Here is a 14,578-nt window from a genome sequence, read left to right on the forward strand (position 1 = left end):
CAGGCAATTTTATAGAGATTCAATAAAGAGGGTTCACCATGTCTGTAATTAAGATGACCGATCTGGATCTGGCGGGTAAACGCGTACTGATCCGCTCCGATCTGAACGTGCCGGTAAAAGACGGTAAAGTGACTTCCGACGCGCGTATCCGCGCTTCCCTGCCGACTATCGAAGCTGCGCTGAAGCAAGGCGCCCGCGTGATGGTAACCTCCCACCTGGGTCGTCCTACCGAAGGCGAGTACAACGAAGAATTCTCCCTGCTGCCTGTGGTCAACTACCTGAAAGATCATCTGAAATCCCCAGTGCGTCTGGCGAAGGATTATCTGGATGGCGTCGACGTCGCCGAAGGCGAACTGGTGGTGCTGGAAAACGTCCGCTTCAACAAGGGCGAGAAGAAAGACGACGAAACCCTGTCCAAGAAATACGCGGCGCTGTGCGACGTGTACGTGATGGACGCGTTCGGCACCGCGCACCGCGCGCAGGCTTCCACCCACGGCGTGGGCAAGTTCGCGCCTGTCGCCTGTGCCGGCCCGCTGCTGTCCGCCGAGCTGGAAGCGCTGGGCAAGGCCCTGGGCAACCCGGCCCGTCCGATGGTCGCCATCGTGGGCGGCTCTAAAGTCTCCACCAAACTGACCGTGCTGGATTCCCTGTCAAAAATCGCCGATCAGCTGATCGTCGGCGGCGGCATCGCCAACACCTTCGTGGCGGCGCAGGGCAACAACGTGGGCCAGTCCCTGTACGAACCGGATCTGATCCCGAACGCGCAGAAACTGCTGGAAACCTGCGACATCCCGGTTCCGACCGACGTGCGCGTGGCGACCGAGTTCTCTGAAACCGCGACCGCGACCGTGAAGCAGGCCAACGAGATCCAGGACAACGAGCAAATTCTGGATATGGGCGACGTCTCTGCCGAGCGTCTGGCCGTTATCCTGAAGAACGCCAAGACCATTCTGTGGAATGGCCCGGTTGGCGTATTCGAGTTCCCTAACTTCCGTAAGGGCACCGAAATTGTCGCCCGCGCGATCGCCGATAGCGACGCTTTCTCTATCGCTGGCGGCGGCGACACTCTGGCAGCCATCGATCTGTTCGGTATCGCTGACAAAATTTCCTACATCTCCACCGGCGGTGGCGCATTCCTGGAATTCGTTGAAGGGAAACCGCTGCCTGCAGTCGTGATGCTGGAAGAGCGCGCTAAGCAGTAATTCAGACAACGGGAGGCGAAAGCCGCCCGTTTGTTTTATACCGCGTGGCTCACGCTGCGCGGCGTGAAAACATCGATTTACATCCATCTACGGCCGACGAAACAGGACAAAGTAACATGTCTAAAATTTTTGATTTCGTAAAACCGGGTGTCATCACGGGTGATGACGTTCAGAAAGTCTTCGCAGTTGCTAAAGAGAACAACTTTGCGCTGCCAGCGGTAAACTGCGTGGGTACCGACTCCATCAACGCAGTGCTGGAAGCCGCGGCTAAAGTGCGCGCGCCGGTTATCGTTCAGTTCTCCAACGGCGGCGCCGCGTTCATCGCCGGCAAAGGCGTGAAGACCGATGTGCCTCAGGGTGCAGCGATTCTGGGCGCTATCTCTGGCGCACACCACGTTCACCAGATGGCTGAACACTACGGCGTGCCGGTGATCCTGCACACCGACCACTGCGCGAAGAAACTGCTGCCATGGCTGGACGGCCTGCTGGACGCCGGCGAGAAGCACTTCGCCGCTACCGGCAAACCGCTGTTCTCTTCCCACATGATCGATCTGTCTGAAGAATCTCTGGAAGAAAACATCGAGATCTGCAGCGCCTACCTGAAGCGCATGGCCAAAATCGGCATGACGTTGGAAATCGAACTGGGCTGCACCGGCGGTGAAGAAGATGGCGTGGACAACAGCCATATGGACGCTTCCGCACTGTACACCCAGCCGGAAGACGTGGCTTACGCGTACGAAAAACTGAACGCCATCAGCCCGCGCTTCACCATCGCAGCCTCCTTCGGTAACGTGCACGGCGTGTACAAGCCAGGCAACGTCAAGCTGACTCCGACCATCCTGCGTGATTCTCAGGACTACGTGTCCAAGAAATTCAACCTGCCGCACAACAGCCTGAACTTCGTGTTCCACGGCGGTTCCGGTTCTACCGACGCAGAGATCAAAGAGTCTGTGGGTTACGGCGTGATCAAAATGAACATCGACACCGACACCCAATGGGCGACCTGGGATGGCATCCTGCAGTACTACAAAGCGAACGAAGCTTACCTGCAGGGCCAGCTGGGCAACCCGAAAGGCGCCGATCAGCCGAACAAGAAATACTACGATCCACGCGTATGGCTGCGCGCAGCGCAGACCAGCATGGTGACGCGTCTGGAGCAGGCTTTCAAAGATCTGAACGCGGTAGACGTTCTGTAATCTTCGGCACCTGTTGCACGTGCATAAGGCTCCCTGCGGGGAGCCTTTTTCGTTTTCAGCCCAGCAGGCCGGCACCGACGTTGATCGACAGGCCCAGGATCAGCATGTTGAACACGAACGAAATAACCGACTGCACGAGCGCGATTTTACGCACCTCCGCGGCGCCGACCGCCACGTCGGCCGTTTGCGACGCGACCGCGATGGTGAAGGAGAAGTAGGCGAAGTCCAGATAGGTCGGCTCGGTGAGATTGCCGGGAAACAGCAGCGGCAAAGGATCCTGCTGCGCGCCCTGACGGTAAAACTGATGGGCATAGTGCATGGTGAAGGCGGTCGGCAGCAGCAGCCAGGAGACTGCCAGCGTTGCGCCGGTTAACGCCAGATGTAGCGTTTTCAGCGAGTCGCTGGCCTGTTTGGCGCTGCTCAATTCGAACAGGATCGCCAGAATGCTTACCAGACAACCGAAACTGACCAGCGCCAACACCGTGCTGGCGCTTTCATCCTGTCGCCGAGCGATCTGGCGAATGTGCTGCGGTGTGCTGACCAGCATCAGCCGCCAGAGAAACAGCAGATAGAGCCAGGCCAGCGTATTCCAGCCGATCATTAGGCGCTGCAGCAACGAGAGCTGGGCGGGCAGCAGCAGAAAGCACAGCAGCCCGGCGCCGACGGAAAACAGCAGCCTGGGCCGCACTTGCCAATAGTGTTTGAGCGAAGAGCGAATGTGCATGAAGAACGGATCCCTTGTCGTGAAATAGCCAACGCGCTGTTTTCAGCATAGAAGACGCGGCGGGCGGTTTCGGCTATTTTTAACGCTGACGGTTGGCATGAGCCTTTAATGTTGGTTACCCTTAGGCGGTGGTTTCCTACTGGCTGCCGAGGCCAGTGTATTTTTGCGAGTTTCTCCCGTTAGGGACTGAGTTAGGACGACACGAATGAAAGATTTGAATGTAGTAGACGGCATCAACGGTGCCGGCAACTGGTTGGTGAAGAACCAGGATCTGTTGATCCAGTACGCGGTGAATATCGTCGCCGCCATCGTTATCCTGATCATCGGTTCGATCGTGGCCCGCGTGGTCGGCAATGCGCTGAACCGCGTGATGAAACTGCGCGGCATCGACGCCACGGTGGCAGACTTCCTGTCGGCGATCGTACGTTACGGCGTGCTGGCGTTCACCTTCATCGCGGTGCTGGGGCGCGTCGGCGTGCAGACCACCTCGGTGATCGCGGTGCTGGGTGCCGCCGGTTTGGCCGTCGGTCTGGCGCTGCAAGGCTCGCTGTCTAACTTCGCCGCCGGCGTGCTGCTGGTGATCTTCCGCCCGCTGCGCGTGGGTGAATATGTCGATCTGGGCGGCGTGGCCGGTACCGTCGATCAGGTGCAGATTTTCTCCACCACCCTGCGCACCGCAGACAACAAAACCATCGTGGTGCCAAACGGTAAAATCATCGCCGGCAACATCATCAACTACTCCCGCGAGCCGAACCGCCGTGTGGATATCGTGGTAGGCGTGGCCTACAACGCCGATATCGACGTGGTGAAGAAGGTGCTGGGCGATGTGATCGCCGCCGACAAGCGCATCATGCACGCTAAAGGCGTGACTGTGCGTCTGAACGAGATGGCGCCATCTTCCCTGAACTTTGTGACCCGTTCCTGGACCACCAATGCGGAATACTGGAACGTGTACTTCGATCTGATGGAAAACTTCAAGCGCGCGCTGGATGCCCACAACATCGGCATTCCGTTCCCGCAGATGGACGTGCACCTGTATCGCACTGAAGACGCTTCCGCCAAGGCGGAATAACACAGAAGGGGGCCTTGGCCCCCTTTTTTTACTGCAGGCCGAGACGCTACCGATGGCGTCTCGGCCTTTTCTTTTAGGGCGGTCAGATGTCCGCTGCCGGCTCCGTGAGCGGCACGCGGCGGCGCAGGCTGAGGCGATAAAGCAGGAAGATGGCGGCGGCGCCCAACAGCGCCGGCAGCGCCAGCCAGAGGAAGAACACCTCCGTCGAGCCGGCGGCGGTCATCATCCAGGCGCCGAGCATCGAGCCGACGATCGAACCAAAGCGGCCATTGGCCATGGCCCAACTGACGCCGGTCACGCGGGCTGCGGTCGGGTAAAGGGTGGCGGAAACCAGGTTCAGGCCGTTCTGCGCGCCGGCCACGCCGAAGCCGATAAGGAACACGACGGCGGCCAGCGTGTAGACGTCGCCCATCAGATACCCGGTGGCGCCAATCACCAGCGCGGCACCCAGGTAGGAGACGGCCAGCACGCGGTAGGGCCCGACCCGATCCATCAGCAGCGCCATCAGAATGGCGCCCAGGGTGCCGCCGAGCGGCACCATCGCGCCGATGCGCGAGGCGTGGGCGATATCGAAACCGGCGTCTTTGAGTATCGTCGGCAACCAGCTGGTGAGCAGGTAGAACACGAACAGCGAACAGAAGAACGCCGCCCACAGCAGCAGGGTGCGCACGGCGCGCCCTTCGATAAACAGATGCGAGATCGGTGATTTGATCTGCGCCGGACGCTCGTCATCGACAATCGTCACACCGGCCCAACGCTGGCCGGTGATACGCTCGACCACCCGGCGCAGCCGATCGGCATGTTTGGCGCTGGCGGCCATAAAGCGTACTGATTCGGGCATCTGCCAGGCCAACAGCGGCAGCAGCGCCAACGGCGCGATGCCACCGACCAGCAGCAGGCCGCGCCAGCCGAACGCCGGGATAATCTGCCCGGCCAGCAGGCCGCCCAGGGCTAACCCAGCGGTAAAGCCGCTCCAGCTCAAGGTGACCATCAGCATGCGGCGGCGCGCCGGTGAGTACTCCGAGCTGAGGGTGATGCAAGTTGGTATTGCGCCCCCGAGGCCAATGCCGGTGATGAAGCGCAGCAGGGTCAGGGATTCGATCGAATGCGTATAGGCCGAAGCCAGGGTGCAGCCGCCAAACACCAGCACCGCGACGAGCAGCACGCGTTTGCGGCCGAAGGCGTCGGCGATCGGCCCGAACAGCAGGCTGCCGATCAGCAGGCCGAACAGCCCCGCACCGAAGGCGGGAGAGAGCTGAGCGGGCAGCAGATCCCACTCTTCGCGCAGCGCCGGGGCGATATAGCCGATGATGGCGGTATCGAAACCGTCCAGCAGGGCAATGAGGAAACACAGGGTGAGGATCAGGATTTGGTAGGGGGAGATCCTGGCGCGATCGATGATTTCGCTGATGCGAGCGGTATTTGGGCTCATGGTTATTCCACTGTTATTCGGCTGGTGTGGGCTGGCTGAGGGCTGTTCAGGCCAGGCCTGAACCAAAACCGCTGTGGCTGGCATCGCGTAGAAATCCGAGTATACACCAGAGCGGGGACGTTGCGGGGAGGGGGAATTGATGATAATCGCCCGCCACAGGAGGTGTCTGTGGCGGGCGCTGGCAAGGTTATTTGGCTAACAGCTCTCGGCGCACGATCTCGGCACCTGCGCTTAACGCATTCAGCTTGCCGCGGGCGACCTGACGGGGCAGGGGGGCCATGCCGCAGTTGGTCGACGGATAGAGCTTGTCGGCATCGACAAACTGCAGCGCTTTGCGCAGCGTAGCGGCCACTTCCTCTGGCGTCTCAATGGCATGATTCGCTACGTCGATGGCGCCGACCATCACCTTTTTGCCGCGGATCAGTTCAAGCAGGTCCATCGGCACGTGCGAGTTATGGCACTCCAGGGAGATGATATCGATGTTGGACGTTTGCAGTTTCGGAAACGCCTCTTCATATTGCCGCCATTCCGAGCCCAGCGTCTTTTTCCAGTCGGTATTGGCTTTAATCCCATATCCATAGCAGATATGTACGGCGGTTTCACACTTAAGCCCTTCAATGGCTCTTTCCAGGGCGGCAATGCCCCAGTCATTCACCTCGTCAAAGAACACGTTAAATGCGGGCTCATCAAACTGAATAATGTCGACGCCGGCGGCCTCGAGCTCTTTAGCTTCCTGATTGAGGATCTTGGCGAACTCCCAGGCCAATTTCTCGCGGCTTTTATAGTGGTTGTCATAAAGCGTGTCGATCATGGTCATCGGCCCCGGCAGGGCCCATTTAATCGGCTGCTTGGTCAGCTGGCGTAAAAATTTGGCGTCTTCAACGAAAACGGGTTTTTGGCGCGAGACCGCCCCCACAACGGTTGGCACGCTCGCCTCGTAGCGATTGCGGATTTTAACCACTTCGCGTTTCTCGAAATCGACGCCGCTGAGGTGTTCGATAAACGTCGTGACGAAGTGCTGGCGCGTTTGCTCGCCATCGCTGACGATATCGATGCCGGCCTGTTGTTGCTCTGCCAGCGACAAACGCAAGGCGTCCTGTTTCCCTTCGATTAATTCTTCATTCTGCAATTTCCAAGGCGACCACAGGGTTTCCGGTTGGGCCAGCCAGACAGGTTTGGGCAAGCTGCCGGCGGTCGACGTAGGGAGCAATATTTTCATAATAGATGACCTGTATTTGAGTGAATCAAAGCGCGTAGTGAGCAGACCATTGCTCAAGAAGAGGTTTGTAGGGTTTGATAAATTGCTCTTCCGTAAATTTCCCCTGCTCAATCGCTAACTGGCTACGCTCTTCGCGATCGTAAACAATCTTGGTTAATGAATGATCCTGGTTATTCAGGCTTGGCTGATAGCATTGCCCCGCCGCCGAGTTGGCATTGTAAATTTCAGGCCGATAAATTTTCTGGAAGGTCTCCATCGTGCTGATGGTGCCGATCAGTTCCAGATCGGTGTAATCGCTCAGCAAATCCCCGGGGAAATAAAACGCCAGGGGCGCGACGCTATTTTTCGGCATGAAGTAGCGCACCTGCAGGCCCATTTTTTTAAAATACCGGTCGGTCAGCGAAGCGCCGTCTTGCCGATACTCGTCGCCCAACACCGGGTGTTGATTGCCCGTCCGATGGTAGGTGTCTTTGCTGGACACGCTGAGGCAGATCACCGGCGGTTTGCTGAAATTTTCATGGTATTCGTTTGAATTGACGAAGTGCTTAAAGATATTGCCGTGCAAATCGCCGAAATCATCCGGAATGGTAAATTCCGCCGTGTTTTTATTGTGCGCCGGCAGCAAGACGCTAAAGTCGTAGTCGCGCACGTAAGAGGAGAAATTGTTCCCAACGATGCCCTCGATACGCTTTTGCGTTTTTTTATCAATGATGTTGGTTTTCAGGATTTCGATCACCGGGAAGCTGGCACCCTGATCTTCAACGCGCATCTCAACCGAGATGATTTCAAGCTCGACCGAATAGCGATCGGCCTTGGGGTTATCCCAATGCGCCAACGTATTGAAGCGGTTGTTAATCATCACCAGCGTATTGCGCAGGTTCTCCCGGCGGTTTTCCCCTCTGGCCAAATTGGCGAAGTTGGTGGTGATACGCGTACTTTCAGAAGGGTTATAATCTTCATCGAAAGAACTGCTCTTAATCGTAAAGGTAAAGTCTCTATTCATCGTCTTATAGCATCCTGTTATATGATATGAAGGCTGGATTTATCCATTTCTTTCAATGGGTTGTTTTTATCTTTTTTTCATTCAGCCGATTTCATATTGTCTGTCTTTAATGAGGTCTATTTTTGCCAGAGTCCCGCAGGGAGTGAAAGAGACTTAATTTCATTACCACATGAGCGCTATTCATGATCTGGCGTTCGGGTCGGTTTATCGCCGTTGCTCTGCAGCGTAAACCGCCAACGTACCGGGCCGGCAACCTGGTGCAGCCTGAAAAATTACGGGTATAATCCCCCCATGATCCCACGGCTTCAGACACGAACATGACAAAACTCACCTTACAAGAGCAGATGCTCAAAGCGGGCTTGGTAACCAGCAAGAAAATGGCCAAAGTCCAAAGAACGGCTAAAAAATCACGCGTTCAGGCCCGTGAGGCCAGAGAGGCGGTGGAAGAGAATAAAAAGGCGCAGCTTGAGCGCGATAAAGCGCTGAACGAGCAGCAAAAGCAAGCCGCACTGTCCAAAGAATACAAGGCGCAGGTGAAGCAACTGATCGAGATGAACCGCATCGTTCTGGCGAAAGGTGATATCGGTTTCAACTTTACCGACGGCAACCTGATCAAGAAAATCCTGGTGGATAAGGCGACGCAGACCCAGCTGATCAATGGCCGCCTCGCCATTGCCCGCTTGGTGGTCGAGAACCGGGAAGAGTGTGAATACGCGATTATCCCCGCGAGCGTCGCCGATAAAATCGCGCAGCGCGATGCGGCGAGCATTGTGCTGCACAGCGCGCTGAGTCAGGAAGAACAGGATGAAGACGATCCGTACGCCGACTTTAAAGTGCCCGACGATTTGATGTGGTAATCCGCGTTCAGAACGGCGCGGCGTGACGAGCGGCGATCCGCTCTCCGCTGATGGGGTGCATAAAGTCCAGCTCGCTGGCGTGCAGCATCAGCCGCGGCGTCTGCTCGGTACCCGGCAGCAGGCGCCCGCCGTACAGATCGCAGCCTAAAATAGGGTGGCCCAACTGCCGGCTGTGAATACGCAGCTGGTGGGTGCGCCCGGTCTCCGGGGTGAGCTGCACCCGCGTCAGCGGCAGCGAGATCCCGCCTTCCGTTTCACGATAAAAACGCTCGACGACCCGATAGCGGGAGCGGGCGGGCTTGCCGTGAAGGGCGCAAATCGACATCAGCGGGAACAGCGCCGGATCTTTGGCGATCGCCGCGTCTATGACCCCTTCGTTATCCGCCAGATGGCCGCAAAGCAGCGCGCTGTACACTTTGCTGACGGTGCGCTCGCTGAACTGCCGGCAGAGCGCGGCGTTGGCGGCCTTGTTGCGGGCCACCACCATCAACCCGGACGTGCCGAAATCCAGGCGGTGCACCAGGGCGCAGCCGGGGAAGATCTGTACCAGCCGGTGGTGTACCGAATCGAGATTCTGCGGATTCTTGCCCGAGAGGCTGAGCAGCCCGGCCGGTTTATTGATCAGCGCCAGATGATCGTCCTGATAGAGGATCTCTATTGGGTCATGGCATGGCGGGGCAATAAAGGTATCGGAGATCGTAGACATCGGGCGGCCGGCTGGTGGGTGGGGGCGGATGATAGCGAATTTCGCGTCGATGAGCGAATGCGGTTTTCGTTACACTGCGGCTCATGCCCGTTGGCACCCGATGCGGCAAAGCATCGGGTGCCACGGTTAAGTCCCCGGCGCTCTACTGCCCGTAGTAGGCGTTTTGGCCGTGTTTGCGCAGGTAGTGTTTGTCCAACAGCTCGCGCTGCATGCTGTGAATGCCCGGCGTCAGCTGGCGCGAGAAAATGCCCATGTAGGCGATCTCTTCTAGCACCACCGCATTATGCACCGCGTTGTGGGCGTCTTTGCCCCAGGCGAAGGGGCCGTGGGCATTGACCAGTACCGCCGGGATCGCGTTGGGATTGATATCGCGCCGGCGGAAGGTTTCGATAATCACGTTGCCGGTTTCCAGTTCGTAATCGTGCTCAATTTCATCCTGGGTCATCAGGCGAGTGCAGGGGATAGCGCCATAAAAATAGTCGGCGTGGGTGGTTCCCCAGGCGGGGATGTCCAGCCCGGCCTGCGCCCAGATGGTGGCGTGGCGCGAATGGGTGTGGACGATGCCGCCGATATCGGCAAATTCGCGGTACAGCGCCAGATGGGTGGCGGTGTCCGACGACGGTTTTTTTGCCCCCTCGACGGTGCGGCCGCTGGCCAGATCGACCACCACCATATCCTCCGCCGTCATATGCTCGTATTCAACGCCGGAAGGCTTGATCACCACCAGACCGCGTTCGCGATCCACCGCGCTGACGTTGCCCCAGGTAAAGGTCACCAGCTTATGGCGCGGCAGATCGAGATTGGCCTCCAGCACCTGTTGTTTTAACTGAGTCAGCATGTCATGCCCCCTTGTTGCATTTTCTGTTCGATCCAGCGGCGGGCCTGAACGATCTCGGCCACCGGCTCCTCGGCTTTTTCGGTCCACATCTCAATCAGGAATGCGCCGCGGTAATTGAGGCGCTGCAGCGTGCGAAACACCTCGACGAAGTCGACGCAGCCTTCGCCAAACGGCACGTCGCGGAATTGCCCCGGCGAAGTGGCGGTGACCGGGTAGGTGTCTTTCAGGTGAATGGCGGCGATGCGATCGATGCCCAGCTCCAGCTCGCGCGGCACGTCATTGCCCCAGGCGCTGAGGTTGCCGACGTCTGGATACACCGAGAACCACGGCGAGGCCAGCAGGGCGTCCCAGGCTTTCCATTTAGCGATCGAGTTCATAAAGGCGGTGTCCATAATTTCCACCGCCAGCATCACCTGGGCGGCGGCGGCACGGTCTACCGCCCACTGCATGCCTTCGCTAAAGCGCGCCAGCGTCCCCTCGTCCTGCTCTTCGTAATACACGTCGTAGCCGGCCAGCTGGATCGTCCGGATACCGACATCTTTGGCCAGCTGAATGGCCTGTTCCATCACGTCGAAGGCGCGCTGTCGCAGCGCCGGATCGTGGCTGCCAAACGGAAAGCGCCGGTGGCCGGAGAGGCACATCGACGGAATGCGGATGCCGGTTTCCAGCATGGCGTCCACCAGCGCCAGGCGCTGCGCCTTGCTCCAGCTCAGGCGCGCCAGACGTTCATCGCTTTCGTCCACCGACATTTCGACGAAGTCGAAGCCGCAGGCCTTGGCCAGCGCCAGGCGTTCGGGCCAGCTCAGGTGTTTCGGCAGCGCTTTCTCGTAAATTCCCAACGGGTGCTGACGCATATCATGATCTCCAGATGTCATCGATGGCGGTGCGGAACTGCCTGGCGGCGGCCGGCGGATCGCCGGCCTCGGCCAGCGCGCGGCCGGCGATAAAGGCGGTGACGGCGATTTCTTTAAACAGCGGCAGGTCGGCGGGCGTGATGCCGCCGGTCACCGACAGCTCGATGCCCAGATCGGACAGCGCCTTCATCCGATCCAGATCCTGCCGGCCCCAGGTCTGCCCGCTGGCCTGCGCGTCGCGGCCGCGGTGATAGATCGCCTGACGAATGCCGAGGCCGCGCCATTGCCGCGCATCCTCCAATGTCCAGCGGCCGAACAGTTCGATCTGGATTTCACCGCCGTGACGCTCGGCGACCTCCCGCGCGCTGGCCATGGTGGCCAACGGCGCGGCGCAGATCACCGTCATCCAGTCCGCGCCCTGGCCGAAGGCCTGATCGGCCAGCGTCGCACCGGCGTCGGCCACCTTGAGATCGGCCACCAGCGTGTGCTGCGGACAGCGCTCACGCAGCGCGCTAACCGCCTGAATACCGGCGCTGATGCACAAAATGGTACCGGCCTCGATGATGTCCACATGGGGGCTGAGGGTCTCGGCGGTGCGCAGCGCCGTATCCAAACGGGTTTGATCGAGCGCCAGCTGCAGGCGCGGTTTCGTGCTCATGGGGCCTCCTTGTTGGCGGGCTGCAGATTTTGCAATGCAGCAATCAGCGCCTGATAACGTTGGTGTTTGTGGTCGTAAGCTTCGGCGGCGGCCGCATCAGGCAGCAGCCGCTCGATACGCGGCGCCAGCCGGTGCTGGGCGGCGGTGAAATCGTTGAAGACGCCGCTGCCGACCATGGCCGCCATCGCCGCGCCCAGACAGCCGGTTTCTTCCACCTGCGGCAGCTCAACCGGCAGGCCGCTGACGTCGGCGAACATTTGCATCCAGGGGCGGGATTTGGCGGGGCCGCCGGTCACGCGCAGCGCCTGCGCCTCAGGGAAACGCCGGCGCATACGGTTAAGGTGCGTCATGTGGCAGAACACCACGCCTTCGTAGATCGCCTGTACCAGGTGCTCGCGCTGGTGGAAGGCCTGCAGGCCGTAGAAGCTGGCGCTCAGCCCCAGGCCGGCGTTGGAGCCATACAGGAAAGGGGCGAACAGCAGATCGCCGGCGGCTTTCGGCAGGGCGGCGACCCAGCGGTTAAGCTGGTCGTAGTCCTGCAGCCCCCATTGGTGACAGAACCATTCCAGGTTGGCGGCGGAAGTGGGGCTGGCTTCGTGCACGATGTATTGGCCGTTTTCGGCGTGGCGGCCATAGACAAAGGGATGATCGAAACCCTCGATGATGGCGTCGGTGATGCCGCTGGTGACCGACCAGGTCCCCATCACCGCGTTGAGCCGGGTTTCGTCCTGCAGGCCGGCGCACAGCGCGGTGGACACCACGTCGAACAACCCGCCGACCACCGGAGTGCCGGTTTGCAGGCCGGTGATGGCCGCGGCGTTTGCCTCGACGCGCCCGGCGATCTCGGCCGAACCGACGATCGTCGGCAGGGCGGGCATGATGTCGCCGATACCCAGCAGCTGCGCCAGCGCCGGGTCATAGCGTCCGCTGCGCATCTGATACAGGTTGGATTCGGAGATATTGGTTTCTTCGCAGGCCAGCTCGCCGGTCAGGCAATAGCGCAGGTAGTCGTGCGCCATCAGCACGCTCCCGATGCGGGCGTAACGTTCCGGCTGATGCCGCTTCAGCCAGCGCAGCAGCGAGACCGGGTGCCCGGTCCACAGCGTTTGGCGCGTTTGCGGATACAGCGCCTGCGGCACGCCCTGTCGCTGCCATTCCTGCACCAGCGCCAGCGCGCGCTGATCGGAAGAGAGCATGGCGTTGCCCAGCGGCTGCCCCTGCTTATCCAGCAGAAACGCCCCCTTACCCTGCGCCGAGATGCCGATGGCCTGGATGGCGCCGGCAGCGACGCCGCTGGCGGACAGCACTTCACGGATCACGTCGGCGGCGGTGCGCCACAGCGATGCCATATCGCGCTCGGCCCAGCCGGGCTGCGGCGCGACGATCGCCAGATTGCGCCGCGCAACGCCGTGTTCATGGCCGCTGCGGTCGTATAATCCCGCCTTGATGAAGGTGCCGCCGCAGTCGAGCCCCAGCCAATATTCCATCATTCGCTCCTCGCGCTGTGGTCGCATTTATTGGGCAGCATCAACGCCAGCACGGAGGCGATCGCCAACGAGGCCGCCAGGCTGTAGACGCCGACATCCTTGTTGAACAGGCTGATCAGGACGCCGACCATATACGGGCCGCAAAAGCCGCCGAGGTTGCCCAGCGCATTGATCACGCCACGTGCGCCGCCGGCCACTTCGGCGTTGAACAATTTGGGCGGGATGGTCCAGAACACCCCGGCCGCCGCCTGAATGAATACGCCGCAGCCGACCAGCGCAGCGTAAGACCACCAGATGTGATCCTTCAGCAGCACCGACAGCGCCATGCAGGCGGCAAAGCAGGCCAGCGGCAGGGCGACGAAGACTTTGCGCTTACCGGTGCGATCGGAGAGGGTGGAGATGATCAGCATGCCGAAGATGGCGCCGATATAGGGCAAGATAGCCAGCAGGCCCACTTGCTCCATATCGCCGTGGGTCAGCCCTTTCAAAATGGTCGGCAGCCACAGGGTGTAACCGTAGATACCGGTCTGGTAGAAGAAATTCACCAGGATCAGCTGCCACATGATCCGGTCGCCCAGCACTCGGCGCAGCGAGGCGTTGCGCACCGTTTTTCCTTTGATCAGCAGCTGTTCGTCGTGCAGGGTCTTCACCAGATACTCTTTCTCCGCCTGCGAGATCCATTTGGCTTCCTGCGGCCGGTTGCTGATGGTGAAGTACCACAGCGCCATGACTACCAGCGACAGAGCGCCCTCCACCAGAAACAGCATGCGCCAGTCCCAGGCGGTGATGATCCAACCCGACAGCGGGGCGGTGAGAATGCCGGCGATCGGCACGAACATGATGACGATGGCGTTGGCGCGGCCGCGCTCCTTATCCGGGAACCAGTTGCTGATCATGGTCAGCACCACCGGCAGCATGCCGCCTTCGGAAACGCCGAGGGCGAAGCGCAGGAACAGCAGCTGGTACTGGTTGGTGACCAGCCCGGTCAGCACCGAGATCACCGCCCAAGCCAACAGTGACCAGCCGATGAATTTCTTGCCGTTGCCGTATACCGCCAGCTTGCCGCCGGGCACCTGCAGAAACAGGTAACCGATAAAGAAGATGCCGCCGGCCAGCCCGGCCATCGAAGCGGTGATGCCGAGTTCGTCATCCATGCCGCCGGGCATGGCGAAGGCGATGTTGACCCGATCCATGTAAGAAATGATGCAGGTGATGAGGATCGGCGGCACGATCCTCAGCCAGCGGAGCTTGGGAATAGCCTGGCTTTGGCTGACGGAAACGGAGGCTGTATTCATAAGGACCTCTTTCGATGTTCACTTTTTTGTAGGGT

General features: G+C 59.8%; 14 protein-coding genes. 4 read left to right on the forward strand and 10 right to left on the reverse strand.

All coding sequences use genetic code 11. From position 1 onward, the window contains the following. Positions 1-38: 38 nt before the first annotated feature. A complete protein-coding gene (gene pgk / locus FOT55_RS06360) occupies positions 39-1,202 on the forward strand; it encodes a phosphoglycerate kinase (RefSeq protein ID WP_025160206.1) in 1,164 nt (387 codons plus the stop codon). A 116-nt stretch (positions 1,203-1,318) separates the two neighbouring features. Continuing rightward, on the forward strand, positions 1,319-2,398 hold the full coding sequence (fbaA, locus tag FOT55_RS06365) for a class II fructose-bisphosphate aldolase (RefSeq protein WP_025304179.1): 1,080 nt from the start codon (positions 1,319-1,321) through the stop codon (positions 2,396-2,398). A gap of 55 nt (positions 2,399-2,453) precedes the next feature. On the opposite strand, the gene FOT55_RS06370 is transcribed toward fbaA, so the two are convergent. Beyond that, positions 2,454-3,122, reverse strand: coding sequence for a DUF1345 domain-containing protein (locus FOT55_RS06370; protein ID WP_025304178.1), 669 nt, complete (start codon positions 3,120-3,122; stop codon positions 2,454-2,456). Between the two features lie 205 nt (positions 3,123-3,327). On the opposite strand from FOT55_RS06370, the gene mscS reads away from it, so the two are divergent. Continuing rightward, positions 3,328-4,194, forward strand: a complete 867-nt coding sequence (gene mscS / locus FOT55_RS06375; protein WP_025304177.1) for a small-conductance mechanosensitive channel MscS — start codon at positions 3,328-3,330, stop codon at positions 4,192-4,194. Between the two features lie 82 nt (positions 4,195-4,276). Here the strand turns inward: mscS and FOT55_RS06380 are convergent, their stop codons facing one another. The 3 genes from FOT55_RS06380 to FOT55_RS06390 form a co-directional block, all read right to left on the reverse strand. Beyond that, the gene (locus tag FOT55_RS06380; RefSeq protein ID WP_049206153.1) at positions 4,277-5,626 is read right to left on the reverse strand and encodes an MFS transporter; all 1,350 of its coding nucleotides are present in this window, start codon (positions 5,624-5,626) and stop codon (positions 4,277-4,279) included. A gap of 187 nt (positions 5,627-5,813) precedes the next feature. Next, complete coding sequence (locus FOT55_RS06385) at positions 5,814-6,845, reverse strand: methionine synthase (protein ID WP_049206152.1); 1,032 nt, start codon at positions 6,843-6,845, stop codon at positions 5,814-5,816. A 25-nt stretch (positions 6,846-6,870) separates the two neighbouring features. Further along, positions 6,871-7,848 carry a DUF1852 domain-containing protein gene (locus FOT55_RS06390; protein WP_025304174.1) on the reverse strand — a complete coding sequence of 326 codons (978 nt, stop codon included), beginning with the start codon at positions 7,846-7,848 and terminating at the stop codon, positions 6,871-6,873. Between the two features lie 317 nt (positions 7,849-8,165). On the opposite strand from FOT55_RS06390, the gene FOT55_RS06395 reads away from it, so the two are divergent. Further along, positions 8,166-8,705 (forward strand): DUF2058 domain-containing protein, encoded by a 540-nt coding sequence (locus FOT55_RS06395; protein WP_025304173.1) that lies wholly within the window; start codon positions 8,166-8,168, stop codon positions 8,703-8,705. Between the two features lie 7 nt (positions 8,706-8,712). Here FOT55_RS06395 and FOT55_RS06400 read toward each other — a convergent pair whose 3' ends face one another. The 6 genes from FOT55_RS06400 to FOT55_RS06425 form a co-directional block, all read right to left on the reverse strand. Next, complete coding sequence (locus FOT55_RS06400) at positions 8,713-9,411, reverse strand: RluA family pseudouridine synthase (RefSeq protein WP_147823245.1); 699 nt, start codon at positions 9,409-9,411, stop codon at positions 8,713-8,715. 142 nt (positions 9,412-9,553) lie between these two features. Then, positions 9,554-10,249, reverse strand: coding sequence for an L-ribulose-5-phosphate 4-epimerase (araD, locus tag FOT55_RS06405; RefSeq protein ID WP_043142679.1), 696 nt, complete (start codon positions 10,247-10,249; stop codon positions 9,554-9,556). Next, entirely contained in the window at positions 10,243-11,103 is an 861-nt protein-coding gene (locus tag FOT55_RS06410) for an L-ribulose-5-phosphate 3-epimerase (protein WP_043142677.1), read from the reverse strand. The genes araD and FOT55_RS06410 overlap by 7 nt, the downstream gene beginning before the upstream one ends. Position 11,104: 1 nt before the next feature. Beyond that, complete coding sequence (ulaD, locus tag FOT55_RS06415) at positions 11,105-11,761, reverse strand: 3-keto-L-gulonate-6-phosphate decarboxylase UlaD (RefSeq protein WP_025304169.1); 657 nt, start codon at positions 11,759-11,761, stop codon at positions 11,105-11,107. Beyond that, positions 11,758-13,248: an FGGY-family carbohydrate kinase gene (locus FOT55_RS06420; RefSeq protein ID WP_089181259.1), complete on the reverse strand. Its 1,491-nt coding sequence runs from the start codon at positions 13,246-13,248 to the stop codon at positions 11,758-11,760. Before FOT55_RS06420 ends, ulaD begins: the two co-directional genes overlap by 4 nt. Then, positions 13,248-14,543: an MFS transporter gene (locus FOT55_RS06425; protein ID WP_025304167.1), complete on the reverse strand. Its 1,296-nt coding sequence runs from the start codon at positions 14,541-14,543 to the stop codon at positions 13,248-13,250. The genes FOT55_RS06420 and FOT55_RS06425 overlap by 1 nt, the downstream gene beginning before the upstream one ends. Positions 14,544-14,578: the final 35 nt, after the last annotated feature.

The organism is Serratia bockelmannii, from assembly GCF_008011855.1.
GTDB lineage: Bacteria > Pseudomonadota > Gammaproteobacteria > Enterobacterales > Enterobacteriaceae > Serratia > Serratia bockelmannii.

What these genes read in the sequence shown, in the direction of transcription:
- pgk (WP_025160206.1), top strand. Translation starts at nt 39, where the DNA reads ATGTCTGTAATTAAGATGACCGATCTGGATCTGGCGGGTAAACGCGTA.
- fbaA (WP_025304179.1), top strand. Translation starts at nt 1,319, where the DNA reads ATGTCTAAAATTTTTGATTTCGTAAAACCGGGTGTCATCACGGGTGAT.
- FOT55_RS06370 (WP_025304178.1), bottom strand. Translation starts at nt 3,122, where the DNA reads ATGCACATTCGCTCTTCGCTCAAACACTATTGGCAAGTGCGGCCCAGG.
- mscS (WP_025304177.1), top strand. Translation starts at nt 3,328, where the DNA reads ATGAAAGATTTGAATGTAGTAGACGGCATCAACGGTGCCGGCAACTGG.
- FOT55_RS06380 (WP_049206153.1), bottom strand. Translation starts at nt 5,626, where the DNA reads ATGAGCCCAAATACCGCTCGCATCAGCGAAATCATCGATCGCGCCAGG.
- FOT55_RS06385 (WP_049206152.1), bottom strand. Translation starts at nt 6,845, where the DNA reads ATGAAAATATTGCTCCCTACGTCGACCGCCGGCAGCTTGCCCAAACCT.
- FOT55_RS06390 (WP_025304174.1), bottom strand. Translation starts at nt 7,848, where the DNA reads ATGAATAGAGACTTTACCTTTACGATTAAGAGCAGTTCTTTCGATGAA.
- FOT55_RS06395 (WP_025304173.1), top strand. Translation starts at nt 8,166, where the DNA reads ATGACAAAACTCACCTTACAAGAGCAGATGCTCAAAGCGGGCTTGGTA.
- FOT55_RS06400 (WP_147823245.1), bottom strand. Translation starts at nt 9,411, where the DNA reads ATGTCTACGATCTCCGATACCTTTATTGCCCCGCCATGCCATGACCCA.
- araD (WP_043142679.1), bottom strand. Translation starts at nt 10,249, where the DNA reads ATGCTGACTCAGTTAAAACAACAGGTGCTGGAGGCCAATCTCGATCTG.
- FOT55_RS06410 (WP_043142677.1), bottom strand. Translation starts at nt 11,103, where the DNA reads ATGCGTCAGCACCCGTTGGGAATTTACGAGAAAGCGCTGCCGAAACAC.
- ulaD (WP_025304169.1), bottom strand. Translation starts at nt 11,761, where the DNA reads ATGAGCACGAAACCGCGCCTGCAGCTGGCGCTCGATCAAACCCGTTTG.
- FOT55_RS06420 (WP_089181259.1), bottom strand. Translation starts at nt 13,248, where the DNA reads ATGGAATATTGGCTGGGGCTCGACTGCGGCGGCACCTTCATCAAGGCG.
- FOT55_RS06425 (WP_025304167.1), bottom strand. Translation starts at nt 14,543, where the DNA reads ATGAATACAGCCTCCGTTTCCGTCAGCCAAAGCCAGGCTATTCCCAAG.